We start from the raw sequence: 17,993 nt of genomic DNA, 5'->3' as shown, positions 1-17,993 counted from the left end.
TGACGGCGGGATGTACACAATGAAGCAGAAGAGCTATGCAACCGCTTCGGCTTCGACGGGCACGATAAGACTGGCATGATTGCCTTTTGGGCCCTGGTGGACATCAAACCGGACGACCTGCCCGGCTTTTAGCGTTCTGTAACCATCCATCTGAATGGTTGAATAGTGGGCGAAGATATCCTCGCCGCCGCCTTCGGGGCAGATGAAGCCAAACCCTTTGGCGTTGTTGAACCACTTAACTGTACCCGTTTCCATGCTTCGACATCCTTCATAGTTCTTTTGCAAGTAAGATGGAATGAACCGGTGTTGGAATGGGAGTTGTTCAAAACCTCGTCAACTCCAGCCTGTACAATTTAGAGAAATCGGGCATCGCGTCAAGCGATTCACAGAGGGTAGCGCGGTAAAATGCGTTAAAATTTGAAGCAGTTAACGCTATTAACCAGGAATGTGACAGAAGTCGCGGATGATAACGATAGATGATAGTTATCTAACATTTATTGTACATTCATAGTATGCATAGACTCACGTCAGCGGTAGTAAAAATGAGCCGGTAACCGTAACTGAAAGATGACGACTGACAATGGGTAAAGCAAAAGATTGGCTGGATTTTGACCAAATTACACAAGATGAGCTGCGCGACGCGCTAAAACCGCCATCTATGTATAAAGTTATGTTAATGAACGATGATTACACGCCGATGGAATTTGTTATTGACGTGCTACAAAAGTTCTTTTCTTATGATGTAGAACGTGCAACGCAACTGATGCTTACGGTTCACTATCAGGGTAAGGCCATTTGTGGGGTTTTTACCGCCGAGGTCGCGGAGACGAAAGTGGTGATGGTGAACAAATATGCGAGGGAGAACGAGCATCCGTTGCTGTGTACGCTGGAAAAAGCCTGATTAAGGCAAACTATTGAGGGGGGTGCCCAATGCTCAACCAGGAACTGGAACTCAGTTTAAACATGGCTTTCGCCAGAGCGCGCGAGCACCGACACGAGTTTATGACCGTAGAGCACTTGCTGCTGGCTTTGCTCAGTAACCCATCCGCCCGCGAAGCGCTTGAAGCCTGCTCCGTGGATCTGGTGGCGCTGCGTCAGGAACTTGAAGCCTTCATCGAACAAACCACACCGGTGCTGCCCGCCAGTGAAGAGGAGCGCGACACTCAGCCGACGCTCAGCTTTCAGCGCGTTTTGCAGCGCGCGGTCTTTCACGTTCAGTCTTCCGGCCGTAGCGAAGTGACCGGTGCGAACGTCCTCGTGGCCATTTTTAGCGAGCAGGAATCGCAGGCCGCCTATCTGTTACGTAAACATGAAGTCAGCCGCCTTGATGTGGTGAATTTCATCTCTCACGGCACCCGTAAAGACGAGCCGAGCCAGTCTTCCGATCAGGGAAGCCAGCCCGGTACTGAAGAGCAGGCAGGCGGGGAGGAACGGATGGAAAACTTCACGACCAATCTTAACCAGCTTGCCCGTGTAGGCGGTATTGACCCGCTGATTGGCCGTGATAAAGAACTGGAACGCGCCATCCAGGTGCTGTGCCGTCGCCGTAAAAACAACCCGCTGCTGGTAGGCGAGTCTGGCGTCGGTAAAACCGCCATCGCGGAAGGGCTTGCCTGGCGTATTGTGCAGGGCGACGTGCCGGAAATTATGGCGGACTGCACGCTTTATTCGCTGGATATCGGTTCGCTGCTGGCGGGCACCAAATATCGCGGTGATTTTGAGAAACGCTTTAAAGCGCTGCTCAAACAACTGGAGCAGGACGAAAACAGCATTCTGTTTATCGATGAAATCCATACCATCATTGGTGCGGGTGCGGCCTCTGGCGGTCAGGTGGATGCGGCTAACCTGATTAAGCCGCTGCTTTCCAGCGGTAAAATTCGCGTGATGGGTTCAACCACCTATCAGGAATTCAGCAACATTTTTGAAAAAGATCGGGCGCTGGCGCGTCGTTTCCAGAAAATCGACGTCACCGAGCCGTCGGTTGAAGAAACGGTGCAGATCATCAACGGTCTGAAGCCGAAATACGAAGCGCATCATGATGTGCGCTATACCGCCAAAGCGGTACGCGCAGCGGTTGAGCTGGCGGTGAAATACATCAACGATCGTCATCTGCCAGATAAAGCAATCGACGTCATTGATGAAGCCGGGGCGCGAGCGCGTCTGATGCCGGTCAGTAAGCGTAAGAAAACCGTGAACGTCGCGGATATTGAGTCCGTAGTGGCGCGTATTGCGCGTATTCCTGAGAAGAGCGTCTCGCAAAGCGATCGCGATACCCTGAAAAACCTGGGTGACCGTCTGAAAATGCTGGTCTTCGGACAGGATAAAGCCATTGAGGCGCTTACCGAAGCCATCAAAATGGCACGCGCCGGGCTGGGACACGACCACAAACCGGTAGGTTCCTTCCTGTTTGCCGGGCCGACGGGGGTGGGTAAAACGGAAGTGACGGTTCAGCTCTCTAAAGCGCTGGGCATTGAGCTGCTACGTTTTGATATGTCCGAGTATATGGAACGTCACACCGTCAGTCGTCTGATCGGTGCGCCTCCGGGATACGTTGGTTTTGACCAGGGTGGTCTGCTGACCGATGCAGTGATCAAACATCCGCATGCGGTGCTGCTGCTTGATGAAATCGAAAAAGCGCACCCGGACGTCTTTAACCTGCTGTTGCAGGTGATGGATAACGGCACGCTGACCGACAACAACGGGCGTAAAGCGGACTTCCGTAACGTGGTACTGGTAATGACCACCAACGCCGGGGTGCGGGAAACGGAACGTAAATCGATCGGCCTCATCCATCAGGATAACAGTACCGATGCGATGGAAGAGATCAAAAAGATCTTTACGCCGGAGTTCCGTAACCGTCTGGACAACATTATCTGGTTCGATCATCTCTCAACCGAGGTTATCCATCAGGTTGTCGACAAGTTCATTGTCGAGTTGCAGGTCCAGCTTGATCAGAAAGGCGTTTCGCTGGAAGTTAGTCAGGAAGCACGTAACTGGCTGGCGGAAAAAGGCTACGACCGGGCTATGGGCGCACGTCCGATGACGCGTATTGTCCAGGATAACCTGAAAAAACCGCTGGCGAACGAATTGCTGTTTGGCTCTCTGGTAGATGGCGGACAGGTGACCGTCACGCTGGATAAAGAGAAAAATACGCTGACCTATGGTTTCCAGAGTGCGCAAAAGCACAAGGCAGAAACCGCGCATTAATTCTGCGGGTAAAATAAAAAGCGGGCGGATAACAGCCCGCTTTTTTTATTGTTGTCTTACAGAAAATAACGTATCAGTCTCAACCCTGTCTCGGGGTTAAATCTAAATCCAGGTCAGAAAACGTCCGCCCCAAAGGGTCTCATGATGTCGGCGTATTACTTCAGCAGAGAGCAAGTTACTGTCTACCGTGGTATGTAGCCCTTGCTGCATGACAACACCATAACCAAGTCCGTGCGCTATTCGAATCGTGGTATCCACACAATACTCGGTCTGTGCCCCGCAGAGTTCAATGTCACTCACCTTCAGTTTTTGCAAAACGCCGGCCAGCGTGGTTTGATAAAACGAGTTTGCATGAGTTTTGGCGATAATAATGTCTTCACTTTGAACATCCAGTTCGTCCATCAATTGCCATTGTAGTGAGTGAGCGGGTAAATCTTCATCATGATGCTGAATAAAAATAACAGGCTCGCCTGCCTGACGGTATATTGCGATCCGTTGATTGATACCGGCTAAAATAGCCGCGAGATGGAAAAGGGGTTTTTCGGGGGTATGCAACCCTTTTTGCATATCGATGATAATTAGTGCACGCCGCATCTTTTCCGCCTCTTTTTTAAAAGTATAAAAGGTTTTCAGTCAATTTTAGGCTCGTCTGAATGCACTCAGCATTCTGATAAAACGTGCTGGCGACCATTCCTTAATGTCCGATACCTGCCCATCACCGATTTCCACCAGCCGTAGTTCGCCGTTATCATTATAAATAACATCAATAGAAAAAAACGGGCTGGATATCCGCGCGGCAATCTCGATAATTTTTTCGGGGATGGTATCTTGTGGTCCATAGACGTGTCCATCCAGTACAAAAAAACGTTGTTCGCTGGCAGAATCAAAAGATTCGACGCGACGCAGGCAGATACCACCTTCGATCTCTCCCCGGTACTGTTTTAATAAACCGATTATTTCACGAATTTCCTGCGCATTGTGGGCGATGGAGCCTCGCGAGGTGGTGAGTGACTTAACATAGTCTTTTACAAACCACGCAGGCCACTGGCTCGCCGTTGTCAGAGCATCAAAATCGGCATCAGCATGGGTAATAATGGTGTCAGGCGTAAGATCCTGGCATTGCGGATACCAGCCGGGCAAATGGTGACAACGTAGGTAGCTATCTGTTGAGGTGACCATCTGCGTCCCTTTCTTAATAACTGCGCGGGATAAGCCTTCGTATTCGTCCTGGCGTAGCATCCACCCGCGCCACAATACCGGTATATTTTCGATAAGCGGCGAGGAAAAATGGTACTCACCGTATGCTGCCGCTTCTGATGAAAGTAATACGCAATGGATATTGTGCTGACAAGCCAGGGCATATTCCGCACTGAACGTCTCATCGGGTTGAGAAAGGTGAAGCATGTCGTCTGGATAGATGATTTGTAATGTGTTCATTTTGCATCCTGCAACGTAAGCATGTTATTGCTGACAACAGGGCAAACTATAACATTATCAATAGGGCATTAAACAGAATACACAAAAAAGGCCGGGGATTTCCCGGCCTTTCAGTATCTGTTTGCCTCTACGGGGCGTGAAAACAATCAGCGGCTACGGAAGACAATGCGGCCTTTGCTCAGGTCGTACGGGGTCAGCTCGACAGTCACTTTGTCGCCCGTCAGAATGCGGATGTAGTTTTTACGCATTTTACCGGAGATGTGCGCAGTGACCACGTGACCGTTTTCCAGTTCTACGCGGAACATAGTATTAGGCAGCGTTTCAAGAACGGTACCCTGCATTTCGATATTGTCTTCTTTGGCCATCTAGTCCTCTGGGGTATCACTACCATTGTTTTGAACCGGCAAGATAATGCCGAAGTTCATCAATTAAGTAAAGTTTTGTGCGCATAAAACGCAAAAGTCGTTTTGGCGCGTTGCTCAGCTTCACACGGCTTCACCGTACGACAAGCGCAAACGTAAAGGGGAGACAAGGGTGTAACCTGAGTCGAACTATTCCCAAACGGCGGCGGGGCAACGGGCAAAAGCTACTTTGCGCGACAATTATAACACCCTGACAAAGATTGTGCCGAAAACATTTACCTTTCAGGCGTAAATAACGTCCGCGGTTGCCAGAAATTATCAGCAAGCGTCAGTGGTAACAGCTTTTCAAGGTATTCAAGGTAGTGACGGCGGGGGATTTCGACTGCGCCAAGAGAGGCGGTATGGCTATTAAGTACCTGGCAGTCGATTAATTGTCCACCCTGACGATAATAGTCGTTGCAAAAGACCAGCAGAGCCGTTTTAGAGGCGTTTTCCGCACGGCTAAACATCGACTCTCCACAGAATAGCGCTCCCTGACAAACACCATACATTCCGCCGACAAGCGTTTCATTGCGCCAGACCTCAATAGAGTGTGCATGACCCAGGGCATGTAAGCGCTGGTAAGCATGGATTATCTCGCGAGTGATCCAGGTACCCTCATCACGTTCATGGGCACAACTTTCAATCACCCGATCAAAAGCATGATTGAGGGTGACACGATAAGGTGAGGCTTTATGGAAGCGCTTCATGCTGCGGCTCAAATGAAACTGCTCTGGCCAGAGCACCGCCCGGGGATCGGGCGACCACCATAAAATAGGGTCGCCGGATGAAAACCAGGGAAATATGCCGTTCTGGTAGGCCATTAATAGCCTTGCCGGGCTAAGATCGCCCCCTAAAGCCAGTAAACCATTAGGTTCACGCAGCGCTCCCTCGGGAGAGGGGAACGCAATTGAATGTCGGGACAACTGGACCAGGCGCATGCTATTACCACTCCACCACAATACAAACTGTTCAATAATAGCTTACAGGCGCTGCTTAAACTGGTAATAACGCCCCTTGTTTGCCAGCAGTTCTGCGTGACTACCATGCTCAATTATTTGTCCGTTGTCCATCACTATTATACGGTTAAAGCGTGCCAGTCCACGCAGGCGATGCGTGACCATGAGCAGCGTTTTTTGTTGGGCTACTTCTGCCAGTAAATCAAGGATTTTGCCTTCGGTTGTTGCATCCAGCCCCTCGGTGGGTTCATCAAGCAGCAGCAGCGGTGCATCGTGCAAAAGAGCACGAGCGATGGCCAGACGGCGCAGTTCACCGCCGGAAAGCTGGCGTCCGCCTTCACCCAGCCAGCTATTCAAATCGCCATCTTCCAGCAGTTTTTGCAGACCGGTACGTCTGAGCGCGTCCATTAATTGTTCGTCACTGGCCTGCGGCGCAGCGAGCCGCAAATTATCACGCAGAGTTGCACTAAAAAGATGAATACGCTGGGGAACCATAGACATGGTGCGGCGAAGCGTTTGTTCATCCAGGCCAGCAATGGGAGAACCGTTGATTAATAGCTCTCCATGCTGAGGGTCCCAGGCGCGGGTGAGCAATTGCAGTAGCGTCGATTTGCCGCAACCGGTACGGCCAAGGATGGCAATATGTTCACCGGCCGTGACGTTCAGGCTGATGTTATTAAGTGCGGGATGCGCCTGCTGCGGATAACGAAAGGTCACGTCACACAGTTGCACACTTACTGTCTCAGGAGGCTGAGTCGATTTTTGCGGGAAAACCACTTCCGGCGGTTGCTCAATAATTTGCGTGATGCGCCGCGCCGAGGCCGTGACCTGACCAAGATGCTGAAACGCCCCGGTGACCGGGGCGAGGGCTTCAAAAGCGGCGAGGGCACAGAATACAAAAAGAGCAATCAATGCGCCGGGCTGGGAGTTACCGCCCACGCCACCGCCTGCCAGCCATAGCATGGCGATGACCGCAAACCCGCCGATCAGTAGCATCAATGCTTGCGAAAGCCCCGTCAAATCAGACTGTCTGCGCTGGGCATCGTGCCAGCGTAATTCGGTATTCTCCATCTGCTGACGATACCGTTCGCTGGCATTAAACAGTGAAAGTTCAGCTTGCCCCTGAAGCCAGGCGGTGAGCTGCTGACGGTACTGACCGCGCAGGTGAGTCAGGCTTTCACCAACCGGTTTTCCGGCGCGATAAAACAGTGGCGGGAGCAGTAACAATGTGACCAGCATGACTCCGCCCAGCGTCAGGGCCAGCGTTACATCCAGCAGGCTGAGCCCGGCGGTGACGACCACAATGACCATTAACGCGCCAACCAGCGGAGATATAACCCGCAGATAAAGATGGTCTAAGGTGTCCACATCGGCGACCAGACGATTCAGTAATTCCCCCTGGCGAAAACGTGCCAGCCCGGCGGGAGAAAGAGGAAGAACTTTACTAAACGTAAAAACGCGCAAATGCTGAAGCACCCGGAAAGTGGCATCATGACTCACCAGCCGCTCGAAATAACGGCCAGCAGTGCGGATAATCGCCGCACCGCGCACGCCGGCGGCTGGCAACATATAGTTAAAGCTATAAGCCCCGGCAAACCCGACTACTGCTGAAGCAGATAAAAACCATCCGGACAGGGTCAGCAGCCCAATGCTTGCCAGCAGCGTAACAATAGCGAGGATCACACCCAGCGTCAGTAACCCTTTATGACGCTTATAAAGCGCAAGATAAGGCAGCAGCACGCGCATTTAAATCTCCTCCTGTCGATGTATAAGCAGGCTGGCAAACAGGCCGTTATTTTGCGTAAGGGTGGTAAAATTACCTTGTTCAACGAGTTGCCCGTCCTGCATCACCCAGATGGCATCCCAGTCCGCCAGCGCCTCAAGTTGATGCGTTACCAGCAATGTAGTTTGTTGCCGCGAGGCTTCATTGAGGGCCTGCATGACACGTTGTTCACTGTGGGCATCAAGACTGGCAGAGGGTTCATCCAGCAACAGTAACTGGCATGGCGTTAGCAGTGCGCGGGCAACAGCAACGCGCTGTGCCTGACCAACAGACAGTCCGCCCGCCTGATCGGTCAGCGGTGTATCAATTCCTTGCGGCAGTTGCGTCGCAAATTCACTGACCCAGGCCCGATCCAACGCCGATTGCAGCTCAGCCTCTGTAGCGTCTGGCTTAGCGAGCAGTACGTTTTCCCGAAGCGTAGCCGCCGGGAGCTGTGGGTTTTGCCCCACCCAACTTAACTGCTGCCGCCACAGATCAGGATCGAGTTCACGCAATTCCGTATGGTTGACCTGTAACGATCCCTCATACGGCAGAAAACCGGTAAGCACATTTAGCAGTGACGTCTTACCCGACCCGCTCAGGCCGATGAGGACCACACGTTGCCCGGCAGTAAGGTCAAAATTAAGTGGACCAGCAAGCACTTTGCCGTCGGGGGATTTGATAAGCAGATCGCGGGCCGTAACAGACACAGCCTGCTGAGCTGGTAGCTGCTTTTCTCCGCGCTCTGGCGAGGCCAGTGGTGTTTCAAGGAATGTTTTCAGGCTGTCAGCTGCCCCTACCGCCTGGGCTTTGGCATGGTAATAGGTACCGAGATCGCGTAGCGGTTGAAAAAATTCGGGTGCCAGAATCAGCGCCAGAAATCCGGCCGCCAGCGTAACACCCGCGCCATAATGACCAAAATTCAGTTCGCCTAAATAGGAAAAGCCAAAATAGACTGCCACGAGCGCAATAGAAAGCGAGGCAAAAAATTCCAGCACGCCGGAGGAGAGAAACGCAAGACGCAGCACCTCCATTGTCCTCTGGCGGAAATCCTGTGATGCCTGACGGATGTTATCGATTTCAGCCTCCCCACGGCCGAAAATACGCAGCGTTTCCATCCCGCGCAGACGGTCGAGAAAATGCCCGCTCAATCGCGCCAGCGCCTGAAAATTACGCCGGTTAGCATCTGCCGCGCCCATGCCGACCAGCGCCATGAACAAAGGGATTAGAGGGGCGGTGCCAAGTAGGATCAGAGCGGCAGCCCAGTTAGACGGAAAAATAGCAATCACAATCAACAACGGGACAAACGTCGCCAGCGCCATTTGCGGCAGATAGCGGGCGTAGTAATCATGCATATCGTCAATTTGCTCAAGGATCAGTGTTGCCCAGCTTCCGGTAGGTTTCCCCTGAATCCAGGCTGGTCCTGCCTGTTGCAGGCGATCCAGTACCCGCCGGCGAATCGCGAAGCGAATATACTGCCCGGCATGGAAACCCACCTTTTCGCGCAGCCATGTCACCCAGGCCCGCACGATAAATACCAGAATCAATTGTATAAAGGGCAATAACAGCGCCTCACGCGGTATATTGTCCATAATCATATGCTGGAGGATCTGCGCCAGTATCCAGGCCTGGGCAACGATTAAAAGGCCGCTAATCAGCCCCAGCAAACGGGACAGCATCAGCCAGCGGCGGGAAATCACACTTTGCTGTTTTAACCAGCGGATCAGCTCTTGTTGACGGGTTTTATTCATTACGCGCTTAGCAGATGAGTTGTTAGAATATCAGGCCCGGCAATGGTACAACGGCGCAAAAATAAAGGCGACTTATAGTCGCCTTATTTACCTTTGTTACTGACTTGTAAAGATTATTTACTACTTTCTGCAAGACCGTCGAGATAACGCTCCGCGTCCAGCGCAGCCATACAGCCGGTCCCGGCAGATGTGATCGCCTGACGATAGATATGGTCCATCACATCGCCTGCGGCAAATACGCCGGGAACGCTGGTCTGCGTTGCATTACCATGAATGCCGGACTGCACTTTAATATAGCCATTTTCCAGCGCCAGTTGCCCTTCGAAAATGGCGGTATTTGGGCTATGGCCGATGGCAACAAACAACCCTGCCACCTCCAGCGTTTCAACATTATCGCCTTGCGTATCGCGCAGGCGCAGACCGCTAACGCCCATCTGATCGCCGGTCACTTCTTCCAGCGTGCGGTGGGTATGCAGCACAATATTGCCGCTTTCCACTTTATCCATCAGGCGTTTGATAAGGATTTTCTCCGCGCGGAAACTGTCGCGACGGTGGATCAAGTGCACCTCTGAGGCGATGTTTGCCAGGTACAGCGCTTCTTCCACTGCCGTATTCCCGCCGCCTATCACCGCGACTTTCTGATTACGGTAGAAAAAGCCATCGCAGGTAGCGCAGGCGGAAACGCCGCGCCCTTTGAAGGCGTCTTCAGAAGGCAGGCCCAGATAGCGTGCTGATGCGCCAGTCGCAATGATAAGCGCATCGCAGGTATATTCCCCACTATCGCCGGTAAGGCGGAAAGGGCGGTTTTGCAAATCGACGCTGTGGATATGATCAAAGAGAATTTCGGTCTCAAATTTCGCCGCATGTTCATGCATGCGCTCCATCAGCAGTGGTCCGGTCAGATCGCTCGGATCGCCCGGCCAGTTTTCCACGTCCGTAGTGGTGGTCAGTTGACCGCCTTTTTCCATACCGGTGATGAGAACCGGTTGCAGATTCGCGCGTGCAGCATAGACGGCAGCGGTGTATCCCGCAGGTCCGGAGCCAAGAATTAATAGTTTACTGTGTTTCGCCGTGCCCATGAGATCCCCATAATTGTTGGCAGACATTGCACGCGATTGTAGGGAATTTGTAGCGGTAAAAAAAGAGCGCGGGATTTTTGTTAACGATATGTGCAATAGAAAGTACCAATGGATGGATGCATTTTCATACTTCAGACATAACTATTTCTACTGAAAATGCGCCGCTTATAAGATGATAACATGAGGAACTGGCCTCATGAATGATGAATATCTGGCATGTTGTACTAAAAAACGATGTTTTGCTTTGACAATCCCCTGTGCATTTGCGAAAACATTCGAGGAAGAAAAAAAACCGTATTTCGTGTGGAGTCAACTTTCAGCACGTAATGGTCATTTTTAACCGGGCTAATGAAATCTACGCATGGTGTGGACAGACGCCATACGTGATGTCGGTAGCTGCCTGCGGGCAACGGTCTTCTCACCGCATACCCTGGAATACGATTTGCAGCACGCCCAGCGCATGCGGCACGTAAACAACGGGCGAAGACCCTGAACAGTGATGTGCACGGGGTCAAGACAGGAGTAGGGAAGGAATACAGAGAGACAATAATAATGGTAGATAGCAAGAAGCGCCCAGGCAAAGATCTCGACCGTATCGATCGCAATATTCTGAACGAATTGCAAAAGGATGGGCGTATTTCCAACGTCGAGCTCTCTAAACGAGTGGGACTTTCTCCGACGCCGTGCCTTGAGCGCGTTCGCCGACTGGAAAGACAGGGTTTTATTCAGGGCTATACTGCGCTCTTAAACCCGCATTATCTGGATGCATCACTTCTGGTTTTTGTTGAGATTACTCTGAATCGTGGCGCGCCAGATGTGTTTGAGCAATTTAACACCGCAGTTCAAAAACTTGAAGAAATTCAAGAGTGTCATTTGGTTTCCGGTGATTTCGACTACTTGTTGAAGACCCGTGTACCGGATATGTCAGCGTATCGTAAATTATTGGGCGAAACCCTGCTGCGCCTGCCAGGTGTCAATGACACCCGCACCTATGTGGTGATGGAAGAGGTGAAACAGAGCAATCGTCTGGTTATTAAGACTCGCTAACACGGAACAGGTGCAAAATCAGCGTAATTTGATTACACTCCTGTTAATCCATACAGCAACCGTGCCGGGGTAACCCGGCACGGTTGTCCGTTTAGCATCAAGGACCTGGAGAGCCTTTCTTGAGCCAGGAATATACAGAAGACAAAGACGTCAAAATTACCCGCTTAAGCAGCAGCCGCCGACTTCTGGAGGCCATGCTTATTCTTTGCTCACTTTTTGCCATCTGGTTGATGGCGGCACTGCTGAGCTTCAATCCTTCCGATCCGAGCTGGTCGCAAACGGCCTGGCATGAGCCTATCCATAATTTAGGCGGTGTGCCAGGGGCCTGGCTTGCCGATACGCTGTTTTTCATCTTCGGTGTCATGGCTTACACCATTCCCGTGATTATTGTCGGAGGGTGTTGGTTTGCCTGGCGTCATCGGGCTAACGAAGATTACATTGATTATTTCGCCGTTTCGCTGCGCCTTATTGGCGTTCTGGCGCTCATCCTGACTTCCTGTGGGCTGGCCGCGATAAACGCTGATGACATCTGGTATTTTGCCTCGGGTGGAGTGATTGGCAGCCTGTTAAGCACCACATTACAGCCTCTGCTGCACAGTAGCGGTGGCACTATCGCACTCTTGTGTATCTGGGCTGCGGGTCTGACTCTCTTTACCGGCTGGTCGTGGGTGAGTATTGCTGAAAAGATTGGCAGTGTGATCCTCAATATTCTTACCTTTGCCAGTAATCGTACCCGCCGTGACGACACCTGGATTGAAGAGGAAGAAGAATATGAAGACTACGACGACGAAGAGGGTGAAGAAGAATTGCAGGACGCGCCGCGTGAGTCTCGCCGTGCACGTATCCTGCGCGGTGCGCTGGCCCGACGTAAGCGCGTAGCGGAAAAATTTGCTAATCCGCTCGGCAGGAAAACGGATGCCGCGCTTTTTTCAGGCAAACGAATGGACGACCCGGAAGAGGTCACTTATAGCGCCCGTGGCGTCCCTGCCGATCCCGATGACGTTCTGTTTTCTGGTCATCGGGCGACTCAGCCGGAAGAATATGATGAATACGATCCACTCTTAAATGGGCATTCCGTCACTGAACCTGTAGCCGCTGCGGCGGCCGCTACCATGGCCACACAGGCATGGGCTGCTCCCGTCAATCCTGTGATTCCTCAGCCACAGATTCAGGGAGCTGAGCCAGTTATTTCCCAGCCTGACACCGCGTGGCAGCCTGCGCAACCGCCTCACGTGCCTGTAGAAAGCTGGACGGCACCTCAGTCCGCGACACCCGCGGAAGAATGGCGATCTGACGCACCGGGCTCTCCGTCAGCACAGCATGAACAACCCTATTATGGCTATGCGCCGCCAGCCGCCCCGCAGTACGCCGAGCCGCCAGTGGTGCCGGCTCAGTATGCGCCTCACGCTGCACAGCCGGTGACGGAACCACATTACCAGCCCTATGCTGAGCAGCCAGTTGCTGAACCACAGTACCAGCCCTATGCCGAGCAGCCAGTTGCTGAACCACAGTACCAACCCTATGCCGAGCAGCCCGCTGCCGAGCCGCAATATCAGTCGCATGCCGAGCCGCCGGTTGCCCGCTCTCCCTATGAGCCGAATACGGAACAACCGCCGGTAACACAGGAAATCCCTTCTGCTCCACAGGAAGAGGTCAAAGCGAGTCGTCCTCCGCTGTATTACTTTGAAGAGGTGGAAGAGAAGCGCGCACGCGAGCGTGAGCAACTTGCCGCCTGGTATCAGCCTGTGCCTGAGCCGGTACAGCAACCTGTTACTCCACCTCCTGCGGTAGAACCTGAGCCTGCGCCGGTTGTCGCGCCTGTGGCTGCCAGCGTTCATCAGGCGACGGCGGCAACGGCTGCGAGTACGCCAGTCTTTAATCTGGCAGCCGGAGGCGTTCGTACCCAAGTGAAAGAAGGGATTGGCCCGCAGTTGCCACGCCCTAATCGTGTTCGCGTCCCAACGCGGCGTGAACTGGCCTCTTATGGCATTAAATTGCCTTCACAGCGCATGGCTGAAGAGCGAGCCCGCCAGGCGGAGCAGCAAATCGACGAAGAGTCGGATGAGTTTCAGCAAGAAGAGCTGGCGCGACAGTTTGCTGATTCCCAGCAGCAGCGATACGGTGTGTCTGCAGAGCCGGATGAAGACGATAATGCTGTAGAAGAGGAGCTGGCTCGTCAATTTGCAGCCTCGCAGCAGCAGCGCTATGCCAGCGAGCAGCCGCAAGGTGCGAATCCCTTCTCGCTGAGTGATTTTGAGTTTTCACCCATGAAAACGCTGGTTGAGAACAGCCCCAGTGAGCCGCTGTTCACGCCAGGTCCTATGGATGAGCCGCAGCCAGCACACCAGCCTGCCGCGCCACAGCCGTATCAGCAGCCGCAGCCAGCACACCAGCCTGCCGCGCCGCAGCCGTATCAGCAGCCGCAGCCAACATACCAGCCTGCCGCGCCGCAGCCGTATCAGCAGCCGCAGCCAGCACACCAGCCTGCCGCGCCGCAGCCGTATCAGCAGCCGCAGCCAACACATCAGCCTGTCGCACCGCAGCCGTATCAGCAGCCGCAGCCGGCACACCAGCCTGCCGCGCCGCAGCCGTATCAGCAGCCGCAGCCGGCACATCAACCAGCCGCGCCGCAGCCCCGCGAAAGCCTGATCCACCCGCTGCTGATGCGCAATGGTGACAACCGTCCGCTACAAAAGCCGACCACGTTATTGCCATCGCTGGATCTGCTGACACCACCGCCGACGGAAGTTGAACCGGTTGACACCTTTGCGCTGGAGCAGATGGCGCGTCTGGTTGAAGCACGTCTGGCTGATTTCCGCATTAAGGCTGATGTGGTGAACTACTCTCCGGGCCCGGTCATTACCCGCTTTGAGCTAAATCTGGCCCCGGGCGTGAAGGCGGCGCGGATTTCCAACCTGTCTCGCGATCTGGCGCGGTCGCTCTCCAGCGCTGCTGTACGCGTTGTGGAAGTCATTCCCGGTAAACCTTATGTTGGCCTGGAATTGCCGAATAAAAAGCGTCAAACCGTTTATCTGCGCGAAGTGCTGGATTGTGCTAAGTTCCGTGACAATCCATCACCGCTGACCGTCGTGTTAGGTAAAGATATTGCCGGTGAACCCGTGACAGCCGATCTGGCGAAAATGCCCCATCTGCTGGTTGCGGGCACTACCGGCTCCGGTAAATCTGTTGGGGTCAATGCCATGATCCTCAGCATGCTGTATAAGGCGCAGCCGGAAGATGTGAAATTCATCATGATCGACCCAAAAATGCTCGAACTGTCGGTCTATGAAGGTATTCCGCATCTGTTGACGGAAGTTGTCACTGACATGAAAGACGCGGCCAATGCGCTGCGCTGGAGTGTTAACGAGATGGAACGACGTTACAAACTAATGTCAGCACTGGGCGTACGTAACCTTGCCGGCTACAACGAGAAGATTGCTGAAGCAGCACGAATGGGAAGGCCAATTCCTGACCCGTACTGGAAGCCTGGTGACAGCATGGATGCCACGCATCCGGTACTGAAAAAAGAGCCATACATTGTTGTGCTGGTGGATGAGTTTGCCGATTTGATGATGACTGTTGGTAAGAAAGTGGAAGAGCTGATTGCGCGTCTGGCGCAGAAAGCACGCGCCGCAGGCATTCATCTGGTGCTGGCGACACAAAGGCCTTCTGTAGACGTCATTACCGGCCTTATCAAAGCCAACATACCGACGCGTATTGCGTTCACCGTATCGAGTAAAATCGACTCTCGCACCATCCTTGATCAAGGCGGCGCGGAATCCCTGCTGGGGATGGGCGATATGCTTTATTCCGGGCCGAACTCGACCATTCCGGTGCGTGTTCATGGTGCTTTCGTGCGCGATGAAGAAGTCCACGCCGTGGTGCAGGACTGGAAAGCACGTGGACGTCCGCAATATGTCGAAGGCATTACCTCCGACATCGAAAGCGAAGGCGGTGGCGGCGGAATGGACAGTGGTGAAGAGCTGGACCCGCTATTTGACCAGGCCGTTAACTTTGTCACCGAAAAGCGTAAAGCGTCTATTTCTGGTGTTCAGCGTCAGTTCCGAATTGGTTATAACCGTGCGGCACGGATCATTGAACAAATGGAAGCGCAGGGGATCGTGAGTGAACAGGGCCATAACGGTAACCGTGAAGTCCTGGCTCCGCCGCCGTTTGATTGATTGCAAAGTTAGGTAAGCAAGTAAAAATTCAGTATTTTCTTCTGTCACCACTTACCAATGCTGTCTAAAGTAGGTGACAAAGAGGACTCCCGTAGTGGGAAGACGTATTTGAGGAATAACAATGAAAAAAATCGCTATCACCTGTGCATTACTGTCAGGCTTTGTGGTCAGCAACGTCTGGGCCGATGCGGCCGGCGATCTGAAAACCCGCCTGGATAAAGTCAGCAGCTTCCACGCCAGCTTTACGCAAAAAGTCACTGACGGTAGCGGTGCGGCAGTGCAGGAAGGTCAGGGCGATTTATGGGTTAAACGTCCTAATCTCTTTAACTGGCATATGACGCAGCCTGATGAAAGCACGCTGGTTTCTGATGGCAAAAACCTGTGGTTTTATAACCCGTTTGTTGAGCAGGTAAGTGTTAATCTGCTGAAAGATGCCACCGGTAACACGCCGTTTATGCTGATTGCCCGCAATCAGGCCAGCGACTGGCAGCAGTATAATATTAAACAAAGTGGTGATGACTTTGTGTTGACGCCAAAAGGCAGTAGCGGCAACCTGAAACAGTTCACTATCAATGTAGGGCGTGATGGGACTATCCATCAATTCAGCGCGGTAGAGCAGGACGATCAGCGCAGCAGTTATCAGCTCAAGTCTCAGCAAAATGGGGCGGTGGACCCGGCTAAGTTTACCTTCACTCCGCCACAGGGCGTCACCGTTGACGATCAACGTAGCAAGTAGAGGCGTGCGTGAGCAATCTATCGCTCGACTTTTCTGATAATGAGTTTCAACCTCTGGCCGCGCGTATGCGGCCAGAAAATTTAGCGCAGTACATCGGCCAGCAGCATTTACTGGCTGCGGGTAAACCGCTGCCACGAGCTATTGAAGCGGGTCATCTGCACTCAATGATCCTCTGGGGGCCGCCTGGCACCGGGAAAACTACCCTGGCTGAGGTGATAGCACGCTATGCCAGCGCTGATGTTGAGCGGATCTCCGCTGTTACGTCAGGAATCAAAGAGATCCGCGAAGCGATTGAGCGCGCACGGCAAAACCGTAATGCCGGGCGGCGGACTATCCTGTTTGTGGACGAAGTCCATCGCTTTAATAAAAGCCAGCAGGATGCATTCTTACCGCATATTGAAGATGGAACCATTTTCTTTATCGGAGCCACCACCGAAAACCCCTCTTTTGAACTTAATTCCGCACTCCTTTCACGAGCGCGTGTCTATTTGCTGAAATCGTTGACCAGCGAAGATATTGAGCAGGTGCTCGATCAGGCAATGAATGACAATGCGCGTGGATATGGCGGCAAAGATATCGTGCTGCCTGATGAAACCCGGCGGGCAATCGCTGAACTGGTTAACGGCGATGCGCGTCGGGCATTAAACACCCTCGAAATGATGGCCGACATGGCCGAGGTCGATGAGACAGGCAAACGGGTGCTTCTGCCTGCGCTACTCACGGAAATTGCCGGTGAGCGAAGCGCGCGCTTTGATAACAAAGGCGACCGCTTCTACGATCTTATTTCGGCGCTGCATAAATCGGTACGCGGTAGCGCACCGGATGCGGCACTGTACTGGTATGCGCGAATCATTACCGCCGGAGGCGATCCGCTGTATGTTGCTCGTCGCTGCCTGGCGATTGCTTCAGAAGATGTTGGCAATGCCGATCCCCGCGCTATGCAGGTGGCCATTTCCGCCTGGGACTGTTTTACTCGCGTAGGGCCAGCGGAAGGCGAGCGCGCGATTGCGCAGGCTATTGTCTATCTCGCCTGCGCGCCGAAAAGCAATGCGGTGTATACCGCTTTTAAAGCGGCGATGGCGGATGCCCGTGAGCGTCCGGATTACGATGTGCCGGTACATTTGCGTAATGCCCCCACCAAACTGATGAAAGAAATGGGCTACGGTCAGGCGTATCGCTATGCCCATGATGAACCAGGTGCCTATGCCGCCGGAGAGCAGTATTTCCCGCAGGAAATGGCGCAAACGCGTTATTATCAGCCAACAAATCGCGGGCTGGAAGGGAAGATTGGCGAAAAGCTCGCCTGGCTTGCTGAACAGGATCAAAATAGCCCCACAAAACGCTACCGCTAATGCAGGCGTTGCGGTAAGGTTACCCGTGAATCTTTGCGATCGCAGGCTGCGGTCGCATTCTCCTTTTACTCATTCGATAAG

Annotated in this window: 14 protein-coding genes and 1 pseudogene; 7 read left to right on the top strand and 8 right to left on the bottom strand. The window is 53.0% G+C overall.

From position 1 onward, the window contains the following. Window positions 1–33 precede the first annotated feature (33 nt). A complete protein-coding gene (cspD, locus tag CHU32_RS08910; protein WP_103675435.1) occupies window positions 34–255 on the bottom strand; it encodes a cold shock-like protein CspD in 222 nt (73 codons plus the stop codon). A gap of 179 nt (window positions 256–434) precedes the next feature. Between cspD and CHU32_RS28555 the strand changes: the two are divergent. The 3 genes and pseudogenes from CHU32_RS28555 (at window position 435) to clpA (ending at window position 3,207) form a co-directional block, all read left to right on the top strand. After that, window positions 435–480, top strand: a pseudogene (locus tag CHU32_RS28555) (hypothetical protein). Between the two features lie 100 nt (window positions 481–580). Continuing rightward, a complete protein-coding gene (clpS, locus tag CHU32_RS08905) occupies window positions 581–901 on the top strand; it encodes an ATP-dependent Clp protease adapter ClpS (protein ID WP_103675434.1) in 321 nt (106 codons plus the stop codon). A 29-nt stretch (window positions 902–930) separates the two neighbouring features. Next, window positions 931–3,207: an ATP-dependent Clp protease ATP-binding subunit ClpA gene (gene clpA, locus CHU32_RS08900; protein WP_103675433.1), complete on the top strand. Its 2,277-nt coding sequence runs from the start codon at window positions 931–933 to the stop codon at window positions 3,205–3,207. Window positions 3,208–3,309: 102 nt separating this feature from the next. Here the strand turns inward: clpA and CHU32_RS08895 are convergent, their stop codons facing one another. From CHU32_RS08895 to trxB, 7 genes are all read right to left on the bottom strand, one after another. After that, complete coding sequence (locus CHU32_RS08895; RefSeq protein WP_103675432.1) at window positions 3,310–3,801, bottom strand: cysteine hydrolase family protein; 492 nt, start codon at window positions 3,799–3,801, stop codon at window positions 3,310–3,312. Window positions 3,802–3,846: 45 nt separating this feature from the next. Then, the gene (locus CHU32_RS08890; protein ID WP_103675431.1) at window positions 3,847–4,644 is read right to left on the bottom strand and encodes an ATP-grasp domain-containing protein; all 798 of its coding nucleotides are present in this window, start codon (window positions 4,642–4,644) and stop codon (window positions 3,847–3,849) included. 146 nt (window positions 4,645–4,790) lie between these two features. Beyond that, the gene (gene infA / locus CHU32_RS08885; protein WP_001040187.1) at window positions 4,791–5,009 is read right to left on the bottom strand and encodes a translation initiation factor IF-1; all 219 of its coding nucleotides are present in this window, start codon (window positions 5,007–5,009) and stop codon (window positions 4,791–4,793) included. Between the two features lie 272 nt (window positions 5,010–5,281). Further along, window positions 5,282–5,986, bottom strand: a complete 705-nt coding sequence (gene aat, locus CHU32_RS08880) for a leucyl/phenylalanyl-tRNA--protein transferase (RefSeq protein WP_103675430.1) — start codon at window positions 5,984–5,986, stop codon at window positions 5,282–5,284. 42 nt (window positions 5,987–6,028) lie between these two features. After that, the gene (cydC, locus tag CHU32_RS08875) at window positions 6,029–7,750 is read right to left on the bottom strand and encodes a heme ABC transporter ATP-binding protein/permease CydC (protein WP_103675429.1); all 1,722 of its coding nucleotides are present in this window, start codon (window positions 7,748–7,750) and stop codon (window positions 6,029–6,031) included. Further along, the gene (gene cydD / locus CHU32_RS08870; RefSeq protein WP_103675428.1) at window positions 7,751–9,517 is read right to left on the bottom strand and encodes a heme ABC transporter permease/ATP-binding protein CydD; all 1,767 of its coding nucleotides are present in this window, start codon (window positions 9,515–9,517) and stop codon (window positions 7,751–7,753) included. Between the two features lie 113 nt (window positions 9,518–9,630). Beyond that, entirely contained in the window at window positions 9,631–10,596 is a 966-nt protein-coding gene (gene trxB, locus CHU32_RS08865) for a thioredoxin-disulfide reductase (RefSeq protein WP_176691638.1), read from the bottom strand. A gap of 552 nt (window positions 10,597–11,148) precedes the next feature. On the opposite strand from trxB, the gene lrp reads away from it, so the two are divergent. The 4 genes from lrp to rarA all read left to right on the top strand — a co-directional run bounded on the left by lrp (window position 11,149) and on the right by rarA (window position 17,912). After that, window positions 11,149–11,643: a leucine-responsive transcriptional regulator Lrp gene (gene lrp, locus CHU32_RS08860; RefSeq protein ID WP_000228473.1), complete on the top strand. Its 495-nt coding sequence runs from the start codon at window positions 11,149–11,151 to the stop codon at window positions 11,641–11,643. Between the two features lie 119 nt (window positions 11,644–11,762). Continuing rightward, on the top strand, window positions 11,763–15,824 hold the full coding sequence (gene ftsK, locus CHU32_RS08855; RefSeq protein ID WP_103675426.1) for a DNA translocase FtsK: 4,062 nt from the start codon (window positions 11,763–11,765) through the stop codon (window positions 15,822–15,824). A 121-nt stretch (window positions 15,825–15,945) separates the two neighbouring features. After that, window positions 15,946–16,560, top strand: a complete 615-nt coding sequence (gene lolA / locus CHU32_RS08850; protein WP_103675425.1) for an outer membrane lipoprotein periplasmic chaperone LolA — start codon at window positions 15,946–15,948, stop codon at window positions 16,558–16,560. An 8-nt stretch (window positions 16,561–16,568) separates the two neighbouring features. Further along, window positions 16,569–17,912, top strand: coding sequence for a replication-associated recombination protein RarA (gene rarA / locus CHU32_RS08845; RefSeq protein ID WP_103675424.1), 1,344 nt, complete (start codon window positions 16,569–16,571; stop codon window positions 17,910–17,912). The last annotated feature ends 81 nt before the right edge of the window (window positions 17,913–17,993 follow it).

The sequence above is a fragment of the Superficieibacter electus genome, assembly GCF_002915575.1.
Classification (GTDB): domain Bacteria; phylum Pseudomonadota; class Gammaproteobacteria; order Enterobacterales; family Enterobacteriaceae; genus Superficieibacter; species Superficieibacter electus.
This window is presented reverse-complemented; position numbering and strand designations above follow the sequence as displayed.

Bases quoted from the DNA above. Each gene is read 5' to 3' on its own strand.
- cspD (WP_103675435.1), bottom strand. From the start codon at position 255: ATGGAAACGGGTACAGTTAAGTGGTTCAACAACGCCAAAGGGTTTGGC.
- clpS (WP_103675434.1), top strand. From the start codon at position 581: ATGGGTAAAGCAAAAGATTGGCTGGATTTTGACCAAATTACACAAGAT.
- clpA (WP_103675433.1), top strand. From the start codon at position 931: ATGCTCAACCAGGAACTGGAACTCAGTTTAAACATGGCTTTCGCCAGA.
- CHU32_RS08895 (WP_103675432.1), bottom strand. From the start codon at position 3,801: ATGCGGCGTGCACTAATTATCATCGATATGCAAAAAGGGTTGCATACC.
- CHU32_RS08890 (WP_103675431.1), bottom strand. From the start codon at position 4,644: ATGAACACATTACAAATCATCTATCCAGACGACATGCTTCACCTTTCT.
- infA (WP_001040187.1), bottom strand. From the start codon at position 5,009: ATGGCCAAAGAAGACAATATCGAAATGCAGGGTACCGTTCTTGAAACG.
- aat (WP_103675430.1), bottom strand. From the start codon at position 5,986: ATGCGCCTGGTCCAGTTGTCCCGACATTCAATTGCGTTCCCCTCTCCC.
- cydC (WP_103675429.1), bottom strand. From the start codon at position 7,750: ATGCGCGTGCTGCTGCCTTATCTTGCGCTTTATAAGCGTCATAAAGGG.
- cydD (WP_103675428.1), bottom strand. From the start codon at position 9,517: ATGAATAAAACCCGTCAACAAGAGCTGATCCGCTGGTTAAAACAGCAA.
- trxB (WP_176691638.1), bottom strand. From the start codon at position 10,596: ATGGGCACGGCGAAACACAGTAAACTATTAATTCTTGGCTCCGGACCT.
- lrp (WP_000228473.1), top strand. From the start codon at position 11,149: ATGGTAGATAGCAAGAAGCGCCCAGGCAAAGATCTCGACCGTATCGAT.
- lolA (WP_103675425.1), top strand. From the start codon at position 15,946: ATGAAAAAAATCGCTATCACCTGTGCATTACTGTCAGGCTTTGTGGTC.